1 protein-coding gene is annotated in these 1111 nt (G+C 64.2%); it reads left to right on the forward strand.

The window, feature by feature from the left end; all coding sequences use genetic code 11:
• Positions 1–1111, forward strand: a 1111-nt coding sequence (gene repC / locus NDO48_RS29030; RefSeq protein ID WP_267322889.1) for a plasmid replication protein RepC, incomplete at both ends; no start/stop codon positions are given.

Consider the following 1111-nt stretch of genomic DNA (forward strand, 5'->3'; position numbering starts at 1 on the left):
GAAAGCTGCGCGGCTGGGGCCAGTGCCAACAAGTGGCAGGTGTTCAGGGCCGTTTGCGAAGCCAAGGCCATGCTGGGCGCCAGCGATCGCGCCCTGGCCGTCTTGAACGCGCTGCTGAGCTTTCACCCCGACACGGATCTCGTGGAAGGGGAGGGGCTGGTGGTGTTTCCATCCAACGCACAGCTTGCCTTGCGGGCCCATGGCATGGCGCCGGCGACGCTCAGGCGGCATCTGGCCGTGCTGGTCGATTGCGGCCTTGTGGTTCGCCGCGACAGCCCCAATGGCAAGCGTTACGCCCGCAAAGGCGTTGACGGCGAGATCGAGCAGGCCTTCGGCTTCGACATGACGCCGCTTCTGGCGCGCGCCGCGGAATTCGAACGCCTGGCGGAGACCGTGCGTGCCGAGCGGCGGGCGCTTCTGCTGGTCAGGGAGCGCATCACCATTCTGCGCCGGGACATCGGCAAGATGATCGCCTTTGGCCTCGAGGAGGGCATTGCGGCCGACTGGCAGCGCCTGCACATTGAATTCCGGCAGATCGTGGGTGCCATCCCGCGTACGGCGAGCCGCCTGGAGCTGGAGCCTATTGCTGCGGAGCTTGCGGTTTTGGCCCAGGAGGTGCGCAAGGCATTGGAAAGCCACGTTAAAACTGAAGAAACAAGCGCCAATGAGTCTCATTCTGAGCGCCACATACAGAATTCAAATCCACAACACCTTGATATTGAACCCGGCCTCGAAAAAGGCCACGGGACGACCGCCGAGCCAAAACTGGAGATGAAGAACCAGCCGCCAACGGGATATCCGCTTGGCATGGTGCTGCGTGCCTGCCCCGATATTGCGGATTATGCCCGAAACGGAATTTCCGGCTGGGGCGAGCTGGTGGAAACGGCAAATCTGGTGCGCGGCGCCCTTGGCGTCAGTCCGGATGCGTGGGATCAGGCCTGCGAGGCAATGGGGGCGGTGGATGCCGCGATCATGGTGGCAGCGATGCTGCAGAAGGGCGAGGCGATTTCCAGCCCCGGCGGCTATCTGCGCAGCCTGACCGCCAAGGCACGATCGGGCGAATTCTCGATCGGCCCGGTGCTGATGGCCCTGCTGCGGGGCAGGGGAGGGG

It is taken from the genome of Aminobacter sp. MET-1, from assembly GCF_026521175.1.
Lineage (GTDB): Bacteria > Pseudomonadota > Alphaproteobacteria > Rhizobiales > Rhizobiaceae > Aminobacter.